We start from the raw sequence: 17,016 nt of genomic DNA, 5'->3' as shown, positions 1-17,016 counted from the left end.
CGGTCGGGTCGGACGGAGGTCAGCGGCGGGGCCGCAGCGCCAGCACCAGGAACTCCTGGACGGCGGCCAGCCAGTCGTACACGGCCCGCTGCATCGCCGACTCCTCGTCGTGGATGTCGCCCTCGTCGCCGTCCTGCCGGATCCCGAGCCGCGCCGCCAGCACCAGGCGAACGTCGGTGATGGTCCGCAGCCACGCGGTCGCCTGCACCTCGTCCAGCACCACCTCGACGCGGGAGTCGCCGCCGACGCCCGCCAGCGTGTCCACCACCGTCAGCGCTGCGGCCTCCTTGCGGTCGGCCAGCCCCGGCGCGGTGAACCGGCGGAACTCCGCCGACGCCTCCGGGTCGTCCGGGTAGGCGTCCGGCAGCAGCCGCCCGAGCGCGGGGTCGGCGATCGCGTTCTCCGGAGACGCGGCCGCGCGGGCCAGCTCGACGGCCTCCTCGGCGAGCGACAGCAGCAGCTGTGCCTCGCCCGGCTCGAAGCGCGCCGAGACCCGGCCGTCCCTGCGGCGGCGGAAGGGGATCACGCGTCCGCCTTCGTCAGCGTCGCCCACAGGCCGTAGTCGTGCATCGCCTCCACGTGCCGCTCCATCTCCTCGCGCGTGCCCGTCGCGACGACCGCACGGCCCTCGGTGTGCACGAGCATCATCAGCCGTTCGGCCTCCTTGCGCGGGAACCCGAAGTATGTCTGGAAGACGTACGTGACGTAGCTCATCAGGTTGACCGGGTCGTTCCACACGATCGTGACCCACGGCGACCCGAGCTGCAGCAGCTCGTCCGTGCCGGTCTCCTCGAGCGTGCCGGTGGCCGTCGAGGTGCCGGTCACAGCGGCACGCCGCCGATCGCGTCCGCGGCGCGCACCAGCGCCAGGTGGGTCAGCGCCTGCGGGGTGTTGCCGGCGTGCGACCGGCCGTCGACGTCGTATTCCTCGGAGAGCATGCCGACGTCGTTGGCCAGCCCGACCAGCCGGTCCATCAGCCGCCTGGCGTCCTCCATCCGTCCGGAGGCGGCGTACTGCTCGGCCAGCCAGAACGAGCAGGCGAGGAAGGGATGCTCACCGGGCGGCAGGCCGTCCACCCCGCTCTCCGTCCGGTAGCGCAGCAGCAGACCGTCGCGGAGCAGGTCCTCCTCCAGCGCCCGCACGGTGCCCAGCATCCGCGGGTCGTCGGCCGAGACGTAGCCGCACTGCGCCAGCTGCAGCAGGGAGGCGTCCACCTCCGTCGTGCCGTAGTGCTGCACGTAGGTGCCGCGGTGCTCGTCCCAGCCGTTCGTCTCGATGTCGGCGCGGATGGCGTCGCGCTCCCGCTTCCACCGCTCGGCGGGACCGTCGAGCCCGTACTCCTCGACCGCGCGCACGGCGCAGTCGAAGGCCGCCCACACCAGGGCGCGGGAGTGCGTGAACTGCTGCGGCTTGTCGCGGATCTCCCAGATGCCGTGGTCCGGGTCGCGCCAGTGCTGCTCCAGGTAGCCCATCAGGGCGCGCTGCAGCGCCCACGAGAAGCGCGTCTCGGCGACACCCGCGCGGCGGCCCCGGTCGAGCCCGAGCATGACCTCGCCGATCACGTCGGCCTGGAACTGGTTGGATGCGTCGTTGCCGAGCCGCACCGGACTCGCGCCCTGGTAGCCGGGCAGGCTGTCGATGATCCGCTCGGACAGGTCGCGCTCGCCCGCCAGCCCGTACATGATCTGCACCTCGCCCGGGTCGCCCGCGATCGCGCGGAGCAGCCAGTCGCGCCAGTGGTCGACGTAGTCGTCGTAGCCGTGGGCGAGCAGCACGCTGATGGTGAGGGAGGCGTCCCGCAGCCAGACGTAGCGGTAGTCCCAGTTGCGCTCCCCGCCGAACGACTCCGGCAGGGAGGTCGTGGCCGCGGCGACGATGCCGCCGGTCTCCAGGTGCGACAGCGCGCGCAGCAGGAGCAGCGAGCGCACCACCTCGTCGCGGTAGGGCCCCTGGTGGCTCGCGCGGCTGGCCCAGTCGGTCCACCACTCGCGGGTGTGCTGCAGGGCGGCCTCCACATCCAGGTGCTCCGGCGGTTCGCGGTGCGACGGGTACCAGGTGAGCGTCAGGTCGACGGTCTGCCCGGCACGGACGGTGAAGTCGCCCTCGTGCGTGTGGTCGGCCGGGTGCAGCTCGGCGCCGCGCACCACGATCGCGTCAGGGCCTGCGACGGCGACCAGCGCGTGCGGCCGCTCCGACTTCTCCTGCCGCACCCACGGGATGGCGGTGGCGTACCCGAACCGGATGCGCAGGTCCTGATGCATCCGCACGGTGCCGCGCACTCCGCGCACGCGCCGGATGACATCGGCCCGGTGGTCGCCCATCGGCATCAGGTCGGTGACCTCCACCTCACCGTCGGCCGTGCGCCAGCGGGTCACGAGGATCATCGTGTCCTTCTCGTACCGGCGGGTGCTCGTGGCGGACGGGTCGGCGGGCGCGACCAGCCAGCGGCCGTGGTCCTCGGTGCCGAGCAGGGAGCCGAACATCGAGCGCGAATCGTAGCGCGGGAGGCAGAGCCAGTCGATGCTGCCGTCCCTGCCGACGAGTGCCCCGGTGAAGCAGTCACTGATCAGGGCGTAATCCTCGATGGGGAGCGACATATTCCCAGTATGGACGTACTGTGATCGACATGACGCAGTCCGTGGACACTCTGGTGATTCTCGGAGCATCCGGCGATCTCACGTCGAGGCTCCTCCTCCCTGCCATCGGACAGCTGCTCACCGATCAGCCCAAGCGCACCTTCACGCTGATCGGGTCGAGCAGCGACGACCTCGACGACGACGCCTGGCGGAAGATCGTCGCGACGTCGTTCTCGACGGTGGACGCGAAGGGGCCGACGGTCGACAAGCTTCTGAAGGAGACCCGCTACGTGAAGGCGGACGCCACGAGCGCGGACGACCTGAAGGGTCTGCTCGGCGACGCCAAGGGTGTGCCCGCGCTCTACTTCGCGCTGCCGCCGGCCGTCGCCGCGAAGGCGTGCGAGGCGCTCGGGACGTTCGACCTGCCCGAGGGGCTGACGCTCGCGCTGGAGAAGCCCTTCGGCACCGACCGCGAGAGCGCCATCCGCCTGAACGCGACGCTGGCCAAGCTCGTGCCGGAGGATCAGATCCACCGGGTGGATCACTTCCTCGGCCGGTCCAGCGTGTTCAACATCCTCGGCGTGCGGTTCGCCAACAGCATCCTGGAACCGCTGTGGGACGGCCTCCACATCGAACGCGTCGACGTGATCTACGACGAGACGCTGGCGCTGGAGGGCCGCGCCCGCTACTACGACGGCGCCGGAGCGCTGATGGACATGATCCAGAGCCACCTGCTGCAGGTGATGGCGGTGCTCGCGATGGAGCCGCCGTCGACCCTTGGGGAGGCCGACCTCCGCGATGCGAAGGAGATCGTGCTGCGGGCGACCCGTGTGTGGGGCGACGACCCGGTGACCGCGAGCCGTCGCGCGCGCTACGCCGCGGGGGAGATCGACGGCAAGAAGCTTCCCGCCTACGCCGACGAGAAGGGCGTCGATCCCTCGCGCGAGACGGAGACGCTCGCCGAGGTCACACTGCAGATCGACACCTGGCGCTGGAAGGGCGTGCCGTTCACGCTGCGATCGGGCAAGGCCCTCGGCGGCAGGCGACGGGAGATGGTGATCACCTTCACGCCGGCGGAGCACATCCCGACCGGGCTGAAGGGCACGATGGAACCGGCCAAGCTGCGGCTGCTGTTCGCGCCGGACTCGATGTCGCTCGAGATCAACATCAACGGCAGCGACGACCCGTTCGAGCTGGAGCGCGCGTCGCTCACGGCCGACTTCGGCCCCGGCGCCCTGCTGGCCTACGGCGAGGTGCTGGAGGGCATCCTCGACGGCGACCCGTCGCTGTCGGTGCGCGCCGACACGGCGGTGGAGTGCTGGCGGATCGTGGAGCCGGTGCTGACGGCATGGCGCGAAGGACGCGTGCCGTTGGAGGAGTACCCGGCGGGGTCGGAAGGTCCGAAGGACTGGAAGCAGCTCGGCTGAGGCTCGCTGCCGGCGCCCGTTCGGGGAGGCTCTAGGCCGCCGAGCGGTGCGAGACCAGCGGGAACTCGCCGGTCACCGGCTTGCGGAGGTCGGTCCACTGGGTGATCGGCGCGGGCTCCCAGCCGAAGGCGGCGGGCTCGGCCTCCGCCGCGGGTGCGGTCTCGACGGCGGCCGCGGGGGCCTCGGCGGCTGCGACCGTGGCGACCGCCGGTGTCTCGACGGCGACGTGCGCGGCAGGCTGCTCCTGCGCAGGGGAGATCGGCGCGTCCTCGACCGCGGCCGCGAGGTGCTGCGGCTCGGAGAGCGACTCGCCGGACTCGAGGCGGCGACGTGCCTCCGCGATGGCGGCGGCGATGCCCACCGAGACGGACTGCGCGAGGATCGAGTGGAAGATCGTGTCAGTGTCGTCCTGGGCGCGGCGGACGACCGTCCACTCGCCGTCCTCTCCGATCAGCTCGGCGACCTTGCCGTGCACGAGCTCGAGGATCTGGGCATCCGTCAGCTGGGGCACCGGCGCCGCCGGAACCACGGCAACGTGCCGCCTACGACCAAACATCGCGCACCCCTTCCAGGTTCACCTGAATACCAGTGTCCTGGACGTTCGCCGCGTGTTCCTGCTGGACACGCCGGGAAAGTTGCGGAAATCCGCGGGTCAGCGGCCCTTTCGCGCGCCGAGCGCGTGCTCGTCGCGGTCGGACGCCTCCTTCGACTCCTCGAGGACGGCTCCGACGGCCAGGACGAGGGAGATCCCGGCGTTGATCCACATGAGCGGGATCCGCCAGTCCCGCGGGCCGTTCTTCGACGACTGGACCGTCGTCCACAGGCCGATGACCGCGCTGATGATGGCGCCGTTGAAGAGGTACTTGCGCATCCCGTTCCTTTCGGTGTCGTCCCGTAGCGTACGCTTCCTAAGTCGGGACCGGGAGGAGTGGGATGCGCACCGCGATCGTGGGCGCCGTGCTGCTCGTCTTAGGAGGAGTCGCCGTCGCGACCGGGCTGCTGCCCGTCCCCGAGGTGGTCGAGCTGTGGGACCGCGTCTGGCCGATCCTGCTCTTCGTCATCGCGATCACCGTCGTGACCGAGCTCGCCGCCGAGGCCGGCGTCTTCACGGTGCTGGCCCAGCAGACCGCGCGCTGGGGCCGCGGCCGCGCGTGGGTGCTCTGGCTGCTGGTGGTGCTGGTCGCGGCGCTCAGCACGATCTTCCTCTCGCTCGACACCACGGCGGTGCTGCTCACGCCCGTCGTCATCGTGCTGGCGCGGCACGCCGGGCTGAACCCGCTGCCGTTCGCCCTGACCACCGTGTGGATGGCGAACGCCGGCTCCCTGCTGCTCCCGGTGTCCAACCTGACGAATCTGCTGGCCCAGCACTCGATGGGCGACCCGTCGCCCGCCGCCTTCGCCGCGCTCATGCTGGCGCCGGCGATCGTGGCGATGGTGGTGCCGATGGTCGTCGTCTTCGTCATCTCCCGGCGTTCGCTGCTGGTCCGCTACGAGACCGGGGAGGAGGACGGGATCGAGGATCCCGTGCTGTTCTGGGTGTCGGGGGCGGTCGTCGTCGTGCTCGTGCCGCTCCTCGTCTCCGGCCTGCCGGTGTGGCTGCCGACGACCGTCGCGGCGGTCGTGCTCGCCGTGCTGTTCCTGGTCCGTCGCCGCAGCGTCGTGCGCTTCGGTCTGCTGCCGTGGCAGCTGGTGCTGCTCGCCTCCGGCCTGTTCCTGTTCATCGAGGCGCTGCACGCGGCCGGCCTCGGGACGCTGCTGGCCAGCGTCTCCGGGACCGGGGAGTCGCCGCTCGCGCTGCTGCGGCTGTCGCTCACCGGACTCGTCGGCGCGAACGCCATCGACAACCTGCCCGCCTACCTCGCGTTGGAGCCGGTCGCCCAGAGCCCGGTGCGGCTCGCGGCGCTACTGATCGGCGTCAACGCCGGGCCGCTGATCACGCCGTGGGCGTCGCTGGCGACGCTGCTCTGGCACCAGCGGCTGACCAGCTTCGACGTCGAGATCCGCTGGAGCCGCTACATGCTCCTCGGACTGATCGTCGCTCCGGTCACCGTGGTGCTGGCGACGCTCGCCCTCGCCTACCTGGGCTGACCGGCTATTCGGCTCGATCCGGCTATTCGGCGGGGAGCAGCTGCGCCGCGTTGATCACGCGTCGACGCGCCACCGCGATCAGCGCCAGGGCGAAGCCGAACGCCGCCCACAGCAGCAGCCCGCCGAGTCCGCGCCAGGCGTCCGTCGTCCCGTCGACGGCGCCCTGCATGGCGGTGATCGCGGGGGAGGTGGGCAGCCACGGCAGCGCCGCGTCGAAGAACGTCGGCGCGGTGGACACGATGCCGGAGGCGAGGGTCACCACCACGACGAGCATCGAGACGAACCGCCCGATCCCGCCGAGCAGGGCGACGAGACCGTGATTGACCGCGGCGAACGCCACCCCGGCCGCGGCCGCCAGCCCGGCGAACCCGAACCAGTGGCCGACGTCGAGCCCGAGCGCCGGGGTCATCACGGCCGCGACCAGCACGCCCTGCACCACGCCGAGCGCCGCGGCCGGCACGAAGCCGTCGAGCGCGATCCGTCCGGCGGCACGCGAAGTCAGCAGGGCCCGGCGCGAGAGCGCCTGCAGGACCAGGAAGGTGGCCAGTGCTCCCAGCCACAGGGCGACGGAGGCGAACAGCGGGATGCTGGAGGTGCCGAACGCCTGATCGCCCGAGGTCTTCTGCGTGACGGGCTCGGCGGCGACGGAGGCCAGGCTGGTGCGCTCGCCCTTGTCGTACGCCGGCAGCTGCTTGACCGCCGTGTGGAGCCCGGTGGCGAGCGACGCGGCGCCGGCGGCCGACTGGTCGGCGCCGGAGGCGAGTGTCGGGATGCCGTCGCTCAGCTGCTGCACGCCCGTCGCCAGCTGCTGCGCGCCGTCCGCGGACTGCGACGCGCCGGAGGCCAAAGCGGACGCCCCGGACGCCGACTGCGCGGCGCCGCTGGAGACCTGGGCTGCGCCGCCGGCCGCCTGCGCGATGCCCTGGGTGAGTGCGGGCATGCCCGCGGCGAGCTTCGCGTTCCCGTCGGCGACGGTGGCCGCGAGCCCGGTCAGGCTGGGGTTGCCGCCCTGGGGAGTGGTCATGCCCGCCTGGATGCCCTTGATCTGCGCACAGATCGGGTCCTGCGCCGTGTGGGCGGCGACGCACTCGGTGTAGAGGCCGCCGAGCGCGTCGGCGGTCTGCTGCACTCCCTTCGACACCCCGGCGGAGCCCGCGGCGAGGCCCTGGGTCTGCGCCGGCAGGTCGGCCGTCTGCTGCTGGAGCTGCTGCAGCCCTCCCGAGAGTGAGGAAGCCCCGCCGGAGAGCTGCTGCAGCGCGTCCGAGAGCTGCGACGCCCCGGTCGACAGCTGCGACACCCCGGTCGCCAGCGACGACGCACCGCTCGCGAGGGGCGCGGCCCCGTCGGCGAGTTGGTGCGTGCCGCTCGCGAGCTGGGTGAGCCCGCTCGCCAGCTGGTCGGCGCCGGTCGCGGCCTTCCCGAGCTGCTCGCCGAGCGTGTTGAAGCCGACGTAGACGTTCTCGATGTACGTCGAGGTGAGCTGCTTGTTGAGCACCGAGGTCGCCGTGGTCGTGACGGCTTGACTGATCGCGGGGTCGACGAGCTTCGACTCGTTGCTCGTGCGCACGTCGATCGTCGCCTGCGTCGCGTCCGATGGTGCCCCAGCGGTCGAGGTCGCCGCCTTCGAGAAGTTCTCCGGGATGGTCACGACCGAGACGTACTCGCCGCTCGCCAGCCCCTTCGACGCGTCCTTCTGGTCGGTGAGCACCCAGGTGAAGTTGTCGTGCTTGCTGTCGAGGAGGCCTGCGCTGAGCTGGCGGCCGAGGGGCACGGTCTGGCCGTTCACCTTCACCGGCTGGTCGAGGTTCACGACGGCGGCCTTGACCTCGCCGAGACGCTCGGTCGGGTTCCAGAGCGCCCACACCAGCAGGCCGCCGACGACGATCGGCACCAGCAGGATGCCGACGATGGTCAGCCAGGTGACGCGCTTGTCCGAACGCATCCGCTCCAGCGAGAAGAGCGAGCCGGGGCGGCGGAGCGGGGAGGTGGGGGTGGTCATCGGGCGTCGGCCTTCTCGAGGTGGGCGCCGTGCTCGGCGCGGTCGGGTTCGGGGAGTTCGGGGAGCGTGGTCGTCGCCGGGGGAGCGGCGGCGAGGTCGACCTCGGTGGGCTCGGCCGCATCCGGGAGCAGATCGTCGAGTCCGGCCGGGTCGACGCAGCTGACGACGAGCGCGAACGGCCGCTGCTCGACGCGGGCGCGGCTGAGCGCCGCCGTGAGCTCTGCGTGGATGCGGCGCCGCTCGACCGGGTCGGTCACGGCGTCCGCCGCGTCGAGCGCCAACAGCTGCGGCCGGCCGGCGAGGGCGTGCCGCACGTCGTCGACGGGCGTCTCGGCCGAGCCGAGCCGCACGATGGCGGTGCGCGACCGCACGGCCGCGCCGCGGGTGGGCAGGACGAAGCCGGCGACCTTCACCGTGCCGGCGTCGACCTTCGTGTGCCCGGTGACTGCCATGAGCAGCGCGAGCGCGGCGGTGTGGTCGTCGCCGTGCACGACCAGCACCTCGCCGTCGCGGAGGCGGAACGACACGTCGCCGACGAGGCGCTGCCGACGGGTGCTGACGCCCAGGCCATCGGCCGCGGCGACGATGCCCTGGCCGTCCTCGGGCCAGTCGGCGAGCTCCAGTTCCTTCTGCAGGCCGTCGCCCTCCACATCGAACGACGGCAGGATACGGTCGAGCCAGCGCGGCATCCACCAGGCCTTGTCGCCCAGCAGCTGCAGCACGGCGGGCACGAGCGTCATCCGGACGAGGAAGGCATCGACGAACACGCCGACCGCGAGCCCCAGGGCGATCGGTTTGATCGAGGTGTCGCCCTCCGGAACGAAGGCCGCGAACACCGAGATCATGATGATGGCGGCTGCGGTGACCACCTTGGCCGACCCGACGAACCCGCTCTGGATGGCGCGGCGGGCGTCGCCGCCGTGCACGTAGTCCTCGCGGATGCGGCTGACGAGGAACACCTCGTAGTCCATCGCGAGGCCGAACAGCACTCCCATCAGGATGATCGGCATGAACGAGATGATCGGCCCCGTCTTGTCGACGTGCAGGGCGTCGGCGAGCCAGCCCCACTCGAACACGACGGTGACGGCGCCGAACGCCGCGCCGACCGACAGCAGATAGCCGAGGGCGGCCTTGATCGGCACCGCGATGGAGCGGAAGACCATGGTGAGCAGGATCAGCGACAGCCCGACGACGAGGATCCCGAACGGCAGCAGCGCGCCGGCGAGCCTCGAGGAGACGTCGATCTGAGCCGCGGTGTTGCCGGTGACCTTGAGATCGACGCCGTACTCGTCGAGGAAGTACTGGTGCTTCGAGCGGATCTCGGAGACGAGGTTGGCCGTCTTCTGGTCGTCGGGACCGGTGGTCGGGACGACCTGGACGATCCCGGTGTCCGCCGTCTGGTTGGGTGTCGCCAGCGGAACGGAGGCGACGCCGGGCAGCTGCGCGATCTCGTCGCCGATCTTGGTCATCAGGCCGACCGGGTCCGTGCTGGAGATGATCGATCCGGTGACGATGAGCGGGCCGTTGTAGCCGGGGCCGAAGTGCTCGGAGACGAGGTCGTAGGCGACCCTGGCGGGCGCGCCTTGCGGCTGGGAGCCCGCGTCGGGCAGCGCGAGGCGCAGCTGCAGCGTGGGAAGGGCGGCGATGCCGAGCGCCACGATCACGGCGACCACGGTGACGATGGGGAAGCGGATGACGGTCCGCACCCAGCCGCGGAAGAACCCGGGCGGAATCTCGGCCTTCGCCGCGTGGGCGAACGTGTGCGCGGCGGGTGCAGGGGCGGCCTCCGCCGGCGCGTCGGAGCCCTCGGCCTGCGCCGCGTGCGCCGCCTTCGCGGCGGCCTTCTCCGCCTTGCGTGCCGCGCGGCGTCCCGGGGTCAGACGGGCTCCGGCGAAGCCGAGCAGCGCCGGCGTCAGCGTCAGTGCGACGAGCACGGCGACGCCGACCGCGACCGACGCGGCGATGCCCATGGTGGTGAGGAACGGGATCCCGGCGACCGCGAGGCCGGCCAGCGCGATGATGACGGTGATGCCGGCGAACAGCACGGCCGACCCGGCCGTCGCCACCGACCGGGCGGTGGACTCCTCCGGCGGCACCCCGGCCTTCAGCTGCCCCTGATGTCGGGAGATGATGAACAGCGAGTAGTCGATGCCGACGGCGAGGCCGAGCATGAGGGCCAGCATCGGCGTCGTCGACGAGATGGAGCCGAAGAGCGTCGCGATGAAGATCAGGCACATCGAGATCGCGACGCCGAGGATGGCCGTGAGCAGCGGCATCCCGGCGGCCAGGAACGAGCCGAACGTCACGATGAGGACGATGAGGGCGATCCCGACGCCGATCAGCTCGATCGCCGAAAGGGTCGGCAGGCTCTGCGAGAACAGCTGGCCGCCGACCGCGGACTTCGAGCCGTCCGGCAGCTGCTTCGCGAGGTCGGCCCCCGCCTTCTTCAGGGCGTCCTTGGTCTCGGTCGAGACCGTGGTCGTCTGGCCCTTCAGCTGCACCTGCACGATGGCGGCGGAGCGGTCGTTCGAGATGAGGTCCTTGACCTGGTTCGAGTACGGGGAGGTGGTGCCCGAGACGCCCGGGATGTCTTTGATCGCGGCGACCGCGTCCTCCACCGGCCGCTTCACGTCGGCGCTGTCGACGGTCTGCCCCTCCGGTGCGACGACGACGATCTGCGCCGTCGTGCCGCTGATCTGCGGGAACGTGCGGCTGAGCGTGTCGAGCGCCTCCTGCGACTCGGTTCCGGGGATGCTGAAGCTGTTGTCGGTGCCCTGGTTGAACAGCAGGGCGCCGCCGCCGAGCAGGGCGAGCAGGCCGATCCAGACGATGACGACCAGCTTGCGGGCGCGATAGGCCCAGCGGCCGATCGAATACAGCAGCGAGGACACGCGTTCTCCCGGGATGAGTAGCGAAGGCGACGGATGAGGTTCCGATACACCGTTGTATCCGTACAGAACCGTATCGGATACACTCTTGTATCGAACCTCGGTTTCAGGAAGGTTTCAGCTTGGACACCACGACTCTCAGAGACGAGCCGCAGAGCGAGCACGACGCCGACGAGCGCGACGAGCGCGACGACGCGCCCGCCGAGTCGGCACGCCGCCGGCGCACCCGCGCTCGGCTGCTCGACGCCGCCTTCGAGGTGTTCGCCGAGCAGGGCGTTCGCGCCGCCAGCGTCGAGACCATCGTGGAGCGCGCAGGCTTCACGCGCGGAGCGTTCTACTCCAACTTCTCCAGCAAGGAGGAGCTGTTCTTCGCCCTGATGGAGCGCGAGAAGGAGATGCGGCTCGAGCAGCTCGACACCGGCGTCGCCCAGTTCCTGCGGCCGCTGGTCGGCGAGGAGGGCGCGGAACTCGGCGACGAGGACGTGGTGCGCACGGTCACGCGCATCCTGGAGCTGCAGTCCGACGACCCGCGCTGGTGGCTGGTGCAGGCGGAGTTCCGGCTGCTCGCCCTGCGCGACCACACCATCGCCGCCGACTACCTCCGCTACCAGGACGAGTTCTTCGCCGACCTCACCCAGACCGTTGTGGCGGCGCTCACCAGCGCCCGGCGCCGGTTCACGATCGCGCCGGAGGAGGCCGTGCGCGTGATCGCCGAGCTCTGCGCGAACGGCGAGGCCCGGGCCGTGCTCTCCGGCGACGAGCGCACCTTCCCGGAGCGGCTCTCCGAGTCCGTCCCGGCGATCCTGCTCGCCCTCACCGAGCGCGTCTGAGCGTTCGCCAAGCCTTCGCCGCTACGCTCGGTCGGATGCGACCCGAAGCACGACGGCACCAGCGCGCCCTTGCCGCGCCCGCGCGTTCCCGCGTGCTCCGCGCCGCCGTCGCGCTGCTCGTCTCCGCCACCGTCGTGACGCTGAGCGCCTGCTCCGGCGCACCGAGCGGGGCAGAGCCGCAGCAGCCCGCGGCGACCGGCGCGCCGACGCCGAGCGCGACGCCCGACCCGTTCCCGAAGCAGCCGCTCACCCCGTCCACCCGCTATGTCGCGCTCGGGGACTCGTTCGCGGCCGGCATGGGCGGCGGCGATGAGAAGGGGAAGTGCCGCCTGAGCCCGGCCGCCTACCCGGCCGTGTTCGCGCAGAAGTCCGGCGTCGACCTCGTCGTGAACGCCGCCTGTGCGGGAGCGACCACCTCGGACCTCCTGAAGCACCAGCTGATCGCCCTCGACGACCGCACCGACCTCGTCACGGTCAGCATCGGCGGCAACGATCTGGGCGTCGCCCAGATCGCGGGCGACTGCGCCGCGGGCAAGGTGACCGCGTGCCGCAACGAGGTGACCGCCGCGCTGTCGCTGCTCAATGTGCTGCCCGACCGCCTGCGCACCACGTACTCCGCGATCGCCCAGGCCGCCCCCAATGCGCGCATCGTCGTCACCAGCTACGTGCTCCTGTACGACTCCTCCGACCCGAGCGCGAAGGACTTCCAGACCGCCGCGGCCATCAACGCCGCGACGATCGGCCTGAACGAGGTCATCCGGCAGGCGGTGGAGGAGCAGCGCGCCAAGGGCGTCGCCATGACCTACCTGCCGGTCGACTTCGCCGGGCACGCCGTCGGAGACAAGACCCCCTGGCTCAACACCTCCGGCGCCGACATCTTCCACCCGACGGCCACCGGGTACGCGCAGTACGCGAAACGGCTGACGCAGCTGCTCGGCACGGCGAAGTAGCCCGGCCGCCCGAAGGGGCCTTGGAGGACGCTGGTACCCTGGCTGATGTCCACCGCGACCCCTCGAGGGAGTTGACCGACCATCAGCACGACGCCCCAACCGACGACCGCATCCACGACGGACGAGACGCACCAGGAGACCTACGACCTGGTCATCGTGTCCAACCGACTGCCCGTCGACCGGGTGGTCGACGACCGGGGCGACGCCGACTGGCGTCCATCGCCCGGTGGGCTGGTCGCGGCGCTGGAGCCGATGATGCGGTCGCAGGACGGCGTGTGGATCGGCTGGGCCGGCGTCGCGGGCGAGGACATCGAGCCGTTCGAGGCCGGCGGGATCAACATCCACCCGGTCCCGCTGTCGGACCAGGAGCTGCAGGAGTACTACGAGGGCTTCTCGAACGACACCCTCTGGCCGCTCTACCACGACGTGATCGCGCAGCCGAGCTACCACCGGGAGTGGTGGGAGACCTACGTGAAGGTCAACCGCCGGTTCGCGCAGGCGGCCGCAGCCGTCTCCGCTCCCGGCGCCGTCGTCTGGGTGCACGACTATCAGCTGCAGCTCGTGCCCGCGATGCTGCGCGAGGAGCGGCCGGACCTGGTGATCGGCTTCTTCAACCACATCCCGTTCCCGCCGTACGGCATCTACTCGCAGCTGCCCTGGCGCCGGCAGATCATCGACGGACTGCTCGGCGCCGACGTGATCGGCTTCCAGCGCGTCGCCGACGCCGGCAACTTCTCGCGCGCGGTCCGGCGCCTCAAGGGCTACGAGACCCGCGGGCCCATCATCGAGGTGCCGATCGACACGGACGACCCGGAGGCCGGGTCGCACCGCCACGTCACCACCGACCGCCGCGGCGGGCTCGTGCGGACGGTGCTCGCGCGCGCCTTCCCGATCTCCATCGACGCCGACCAGTACCAGGACCTCGCCCGCCGACCCGAGATCCAGGCGCGGGCGCGCGAGATCCGCGAGGAGCTGGGCAACCCCGAGAAGATCATGCTCGGCGTCGACCGGCTCGACTACACGAAGGGCATCGGCCACCGGCTGAAGGCGTTCGGCGAGCTGCTGGAGGAGGGTCGCCTGAGCGTCGAGGACGTGACTCTCGTGCAGGTCGCCAGCCCCAGCCGCGAGCGCGTCGAGACGTACCGCCAGCTGCGCGACGAGATCGAGCTGACCGTCGGCCGGATCAACGGCGACTACTCCACCCTCGGCCACACCGCCATCGCCTACCTGCACCACGGCTACCCGCGTGAGGAGATGGTCGCCCTCTACCTCGCCGCCGACGTGATGCTGGTGACCGCCCTGCGCGACGGCATGAACCTCGTCGCCAAGGAGTACGTCGCCACGCGCGTGGACGAAGACGGAGTGCTCGTCCTCAGCGAGTTCGCCGGCGCCTCCGACGAGCTGCGCCAGGCTCTGCTGATCAACCCGCACGACATCGAGGGCCTCAAGGACACGGTCATGCAGGCGCTGGCGATGCCCAAGCGCGACCGCACCCGCCGGATGCGCGCGCTGCGCAAGAAGGTGCTCACCAACGACGTCGCGCGCTGGTCGGCGTCCTTCCTCGACGCCCTCACGCGGAGCGCCCACGGCGACCACCCGCTGCAGAACCCGCCGGTCAACCGGCGCTGAACCACCCGATCCTCCCCGGAAGACGAATGACGAACACCGCCTCCCCGCTGCCTCCCGCCGCCGCCGTCGCACTCGCGAACGCCCTCCAGCGGCTGGCGCGCGCCGACCGCCTGCTGCTCGCCCTCGACTTCGACGGGACGCTCGCGCCGTTCGTCGACGTGCCGCGCGGCGCGCGGGCGCTGCCGGAGGCGAAGGCGGCGCTCGACCGCCTGGAGCACCTCCCGGACACCTGGGTCGCCTATGTCTCCGGACGCCCGCTGTCGAGTCTGGAGATCGTGACAGAGGCCGACGACGATGCGCTGCTGATCGGCTCGCACGGCGTCGAGATCCGCTTCGGCCGCGACGGCGTCTCGGTCGACCTGACGGAAGAGGAGCGGGACAGGCTCGCGCGGCTGGGGGAGGCGCTGCAGCAGATCGTCGACGACATCCCCTCGACCAAGCTCGAGACGAAGCCCGTGGGCTTCGGCGTGCACTACCGTCTGGTCTCCGCCGAGCGCGGACCCGAGGTGGTCGCCCGGGCGCGCGAGGCCGCCGCCGCGATCAGCGACGACCTCACCATCCGCGACGGCAAGGACATCATCGAGTTCTCGGTGCGGGAGGCCCACAAGGGCGACGCCGTCGAGCGCCTCCGCGAGTACACGAAGGCGACCGCTGTGCTCTTCGCGGGCGACGACGTGACCGACGAGGACGGCTTCCGCGTCATGGACCCCTCCCGCGGCGACGTCGGCATCAAGGTCGGGCGGGGGGAGACGCTCGCGCAGTACCGGGTGGCGGACGAGCGCGCGGTCGCGACCCTGCTCACGCTGCTGGCGGAGGCCCGCGAGGCGCACGTGAAGCCGTCCACAGCCTGACGCTGCGGCCCGCTGTCCACAGGTCTCGGGCACATGGTCCGAGCGGCATTCGAGACGTCCTAGAGTTGTCACATGCCAGAAGTCGATTGGAAGCCGCGTTCGCGCGTCGTCACGGACGGGATCGAAGCCACCACCAGCCGCGGGATGCTCCGCGCCGTCGGAATGGGCGATGAAGACTGGGAGAAGCCGCAGATCGGCATCGCCTCGTCCTGGAACGAGATCACCCCGTGCAACCTCTCTCTCGACCGCCTCGCTCAGGGCGCGAAGGAGGGCGTGCACGCCGGTGGCGGGTACCCGCTGCAGTTCGGCACCATCTCCGTCTCCGACGGCATCTCGATGGGCCACGAGGGAATGCACTTCTCGCTCGTCTCGCGCGAGGTCATCGCCGACTCCGTCGAGACCGTGATGATGGCCGAACGGCTCGACGGCACCGTCCTGCTCGCCGGCTGCGACAAGTCGCTCCCCGGCATGCTCATGGCGGCCGCGCGCCTCGACCTCTCGGCCGTCTTCCTCTACGCCGGCTCGATCGCGCCGGGCTGGGTGAAGCTCTCCGACGGCACGGAGAAAGACGTGACGATCATCGACTCGTTCGAGGCGGTCGGCGCGTGCAAGGCCGGCAAGATGAGCGAAGAAGACCTCAAGCGCATCGAGTGCGCCATCGCCCCGGGCGAGGGCGCGTGCGGCGGCATGTACACCGCCAACACGATGGCCTCCGTCGCCGAGGCGCTCGGCATGAGCCTCCCGGGCTCCGCCGCTCCGCCCTCGGCCGACCGTCGCCGCGACTACTACGCGCACCGTTCTGGCGAGGCCGTGGTGAACCTGCTCAAGAAGGGCATCACCGCGCGCGACATCCTCACCAAGGAGGCGTTCGAGAACGCCATCGCCGTGGCCATGGCGTTCGGCGGCTCCACCAACGTCGTGCTGCACCTGCTGGCGATCGCGCACGAGGCCGAGGTCGACCTGACGATCGACGACTTCAACCGGATCGGCGACAAGGTGCCGCACATCGGCGACCTGAAGCCGTTCGGCAAGTACGTGATGAACGACGTCGACCGCCACGGCGGCGTCCCCGTCGTGATGAAGGCGCTGCTCGACGCGGGCCTGCTGCACGGCGACTGCCTCACGGTCACCGGCAAGACCGTCGCCGAGAACCTGGCCGAGATCAACCCGCCGGCGCCCGACGGCGAGGTCATGCGGTCGCTCGACAACCCGATCCACCCGACCGGCGGCATCACCATCCTCAAGGGCTCGATGGCTCCGGAGGGCGCGGTCGTCAAGACGGCCGGCTTCGACGCCTCGGTGTTCGAGGGCCCGGCGCGCGTGTTCGAGCGCGAGCGCGCGGCGATGGACGCCCTCACCGAGGGCAGCATCAAGGCCGGCGACGTGGTGGTCATCCGCTACGAGGGCCCGAAGGGCGGACCGGGCATGCGCGAGATGCTCGCCATCACCGCCGCCATCAAGGGCGCAGGCCTCGGCAAGGATGTACTACTATTGACGGACGGACGATTCTCAGGCGGCACAACCGGCCTGTGCATCGGCCACATAGCACCCGAAGCGGTGGACGCAGGTCCCATCGCCTTCGTGCGCGATGGTGATCTGATACGGGTCGATATCGCGGCTCGCTCCCTCGACCTACTTGTCGACGAGTCCGAGCTGACCGCCCGCCGTGAAGGCTGGGCGCCTCTTCCTCCGCGCTATACCCGTGGCGTTCTCGCGAAGTTCTCCAAGCTCGTGCGCTCCGCAGCAGAAGGAGCCGTCACCGGCTGAGGCGCGGCTTC

The 17,016-nt window shown here is 71.1% G+C and carries 14 protein-coding genes; 7 read left to right on the top strand and 7 right to left on the bottom strand.

The features are described from left to right. Positions 1 to 19: 19 nt before the first annotated feature. Genes P5G59_RS05485 through P5G59_RS05475 form a run of 3 tightly spaced genes read right to left on the bottom strand, consistent with a single transcriptional unit; the run spans position 20 to position 2,597 of the window. Positions 20 to 526 (bottom strand): DUF2017 domain-containing protein, encoded by a 507-nt coding sequence (locus tag P5G59_RS05485; protein WP_301216766.1) that lies wholly within the window; start codon positions 524 to 526, stop codon positions 20 to 22. Further along, positions 523 to 825: an ATP-dependent Clp protease adapter ClpS gene (gene clpS / locus P5G59_RS05480; RefSeq protein WP_435871237.1), complete on the bottom strand. Its 303-nt coding sequence runs from the start codon at positions 823 to 825 to the stop codon at positions 523 to 525. The genes P5G59_RS05485 and clpS overlap by 4 nt, the downstream gene beginning before the upstream one ends. Beyond that, positions 822 to 2,597 (bottom strand): glycoside hydrolase family 15 protein, encoded by a 1,776-nt coding sequence (locus P5G59_RS05475; RefSeq protein ID WP_301216764.1) that lies wholly within the window; start codon positions 2,595 to 2,597, stop codon positions 822 to 824. Before P5G59_RS05475 ends, clpS begins: the two co-directional genes overlap by 4 nt. 29 nt (positions 2,598 to 2,626) lie before the next feature. Here P5G59_RS05475 and P5G59_RS05470 point away from each other — a divergent pair, with 29 nt between their 5' ends. After that, complete coding sequence (locus P5G59_RS05470) at positions 2,627 to 4,003, top strand: glucose-6-phosphate dehydrogenase (RefSeq protein WP_301216762.1); 1,377 nt, start codon at positions 2,627 to 2,629, stop codon at positions 4,001 to 4,003. A 31-nt stretch (positions 4,004 to 4,034) separates the two neighbouring features. On the opposite strand, the gene P5G59_RS05465 is transcribed toward P5G59_RS05470, so the two are convergent. Both P5G59_RS05465 and P5G59_RS05460 read right to left on the bottom strand, forming a co-directional pair. Continuing rightward, complete coding sequence (locus P5G59_RS05465) at positions 4,035 to 4,559, bottom strand: hypothetical protein (protein ID WP_301216760.1); 525 nt, start codon at positions 4,557 to 4,559, stop codon at positions 4,035 to 4,037. 96 nt (positions 4,560 to 4,655) lie between these two features. Further along, on the bottom strand, positions 4,656 to 4,874 hold the full coding sequence (locus P5G59_RS05460; protein ID WP_301216758.1) for a hypothetical protein: 219 nt from the start codon (positions 4,872 to 4,874) through the stop codon (positions 4,656 to 4,658). Between the two features lie 62 nt (positions 4,875 to 4,936). Here P5G59_RS05460 and P5G59_RS05455 point away from each other — a divergent pair, with 62 nt between their 5' ends. Further along, complete coding sequence (locus tag P5G59_RS05455; protein WP_301216756.1) at positions 4,937 to 6,091, top strand: SLC13 family permease; 1,155 nt, start codon at positions 4,937 to 4,939, stop codon at positions 6,089 to 6,091. Between the two features lie 22 nt (positions 6,092 to 6,113). Here P5G59_RS05455 and P5G59_RS05450 read toward each other — a convergent pair whose 3' ends face one another. Beyond that, positions 6,114 to 8,090, bottom strand: a complete 1,977-nt coding sequence (locus tag P5G59_RS05450) for a YhgE/Pip domain-containing protein (RefSeq protein WP_301216754.1) — start codon at positions 8,088 to 8,090, stop codon at positions 6,114 to 6,116. Further along, positions 8,087 to 10,981 carry an MMPL family transporter gene (locus P5G59_RS05445; RefSeq protein WP_301216752.1) on the bottom strand — a complete coding sequence of 965 codons (2,895 nt, stop codon included), beginning with the start codon at positions 10,979 to 10,981 and terminating at the stop codon, positions 8,087 to 8,089. Before P5G59_RS05445 ends, P5G59_RS05450 begins: the two co-directional genes overlap by 4 nt. A 119-nt stretch (positions 10,982 to 11,100) precedes the next feature. Between P5G59_RS05445 and P5G59_RS05440 the strand changes: the two genes are divergently transcribed. The 5 genes from P5G59_RS05440 (at position 11,101) to ilvD (ending at position 17,005) form a co-directional block, all read left to right on the top strand. Continuing rightward, positions 11,101 to 11,808 carry a TetR/AcrR family transcriptional regulator gene (locus P5G59_RS05440; protein WP_301216750.1) on the top strand — a complete coding sequence of 236 codons (708 nt, stop codon included), beginning with the start codon at positions 11,101 to 11,103 and terminating at the stop codon, positions 11,806 to 11,808. A 35-nt stretch (positions 11,809 to 11,843) separates the two neighbouring features. Further along, positions 11,844 to 12,758, top strand: coding sequence for an SGNH/GDSL hydrolase family protein (locus P5G59_RS05435; protein WP_301216748.1), 915 nt, complete (start codon positions 11,844 to 11,846; stop codon positions 12,756 to 12,758). 156 nt (positions 12,759 to 12,914) lie between these two features. Next, the gene (gene otsA, locus P5G59_RS05430) at positions 12,915 to 14,387 is read left to right on the top strand and encodes an alpha,alpha-trehalose-phosphate synthase (UDP-forming) (protein WP_363324674.1); all 1,473 of its coding nucleotides are present in this window, start codon (positions 12,915 to 12,917) and stop codon (positions 14,385 to 14,387) included. A gap of 26 nt (positions 14,388 to 14,413) precedes the next feature. Beyond that, positions 14,414 to 15,238, top strand: a complete 825-nt coding sequence (gene otsB, locus P5G59_RS05425; RefSeq protein ID WP_301216746.1) for a trehalose-phosphatase — start codon at positions 14,414 to 14,416, stop codon at positions 15,236 to 15,238. Between the two features lie 72 nt (positions 15,239 to 15,310). Continuing rightward, positions 15,311 to 17,005 carry a dihydroxy-acid dehydratase gene (gene ilvD / locus P5G59_RS05420; protein WP_301216744.1) on the top strand — a complete coding sequence of 565 codons (1,695 nt, stop codon included), beginning with the start codon at positions 15,311 to 15,313 and terminating at the stop codon, positions 17,003 to 17,005. Positions 17,006 to 17,016 lie beyond the last annotated feature (11 nt).

The sequence above is a fragment of the Leifsonia virtsii genome, assembly GCF_030433675.1.
Taxonomy (GTDB): Bacteria; Actinomycetota; Actinomycetes; order Actinomycetales; family Microbacteriaceae; genus Leifsonia; species Leifsonia virtsii.
Note: the sequence above shows the minus strand (reverse complement) of the source record. Positions and strands in the feature narration are given on the sequence as shown.

What these genes read in the sequence shown, in the direction of transcription:
- P5G59_RS05475 (WP_301216764.1), bottom strand. Translation starts at nt 2,597, where the DNA reads ATGTCGCTCCCCATCGAGGATTACGCCCTGATCAGTGACTGCTTCACC.
- P5G59_RS05470 (WP_301216762.1), top strand. Translation starts at nt 2,627, where the DNA reads ATGACGCAGTCCGTGGACACTCTGGTGATTCTCGGAGCATCCGGCGAT.
- P5G59_RS05465 (WP_301216760.1), bottom strand. Translation starts at nt 4,559, where the DNA reads ATGTTTGGTCGTAGGCGGCACGTTGCCGTGGTTCCGGCGGCGCCGGTG.
- P5G59_RS05460 (WP_301216758.1), bottom strand. Translation starts at nt 4,874, where the DNA reads ATGCGCAAGTACCTCTTCAACGGCGCCATCATCAGCGCGGTCATCGGC.
- P5G59_RS05455 (WP_301216756.1), top strand. Translation starts at nt 4,937, where the DNA reads ATGCGCACCGCGATCGTGGGCGCCGTGCTGCTCGTCTTAGGAGGAGTC.
- P5G59_RS05450 (WP_301216754.1), bottom strand. Translation starts at nt 8,090, where the DNA reads ATGACCACCCCCACCTCCCCGCTCCGCCGCCCCGGCTCGCTCTTCTCG.
- P5G59_RS05435 (WP_301216748.1), top strand. Translation starts at nt 11,844, where the DNA reads ATGCGACCCGAAGCACGACGGCACCAGCGCGCCCTTGCCGCGCCCGCG.
- otsB (WP_301216746.1), top strand. Translation starts at nt 14,414, where the DNA reads ATGACGAACACCGCCTCCCCGCTGCCTCCCGCCGCCGCCGTCGCACTC.
- ilvD (WP_301216744.1), top strand. Translation starts at nt 15,311, where the DNA reads ATGCCAGAAGTCGATTGGAAGCCGCGTTCGCGCGTCGTCACGGACGGG.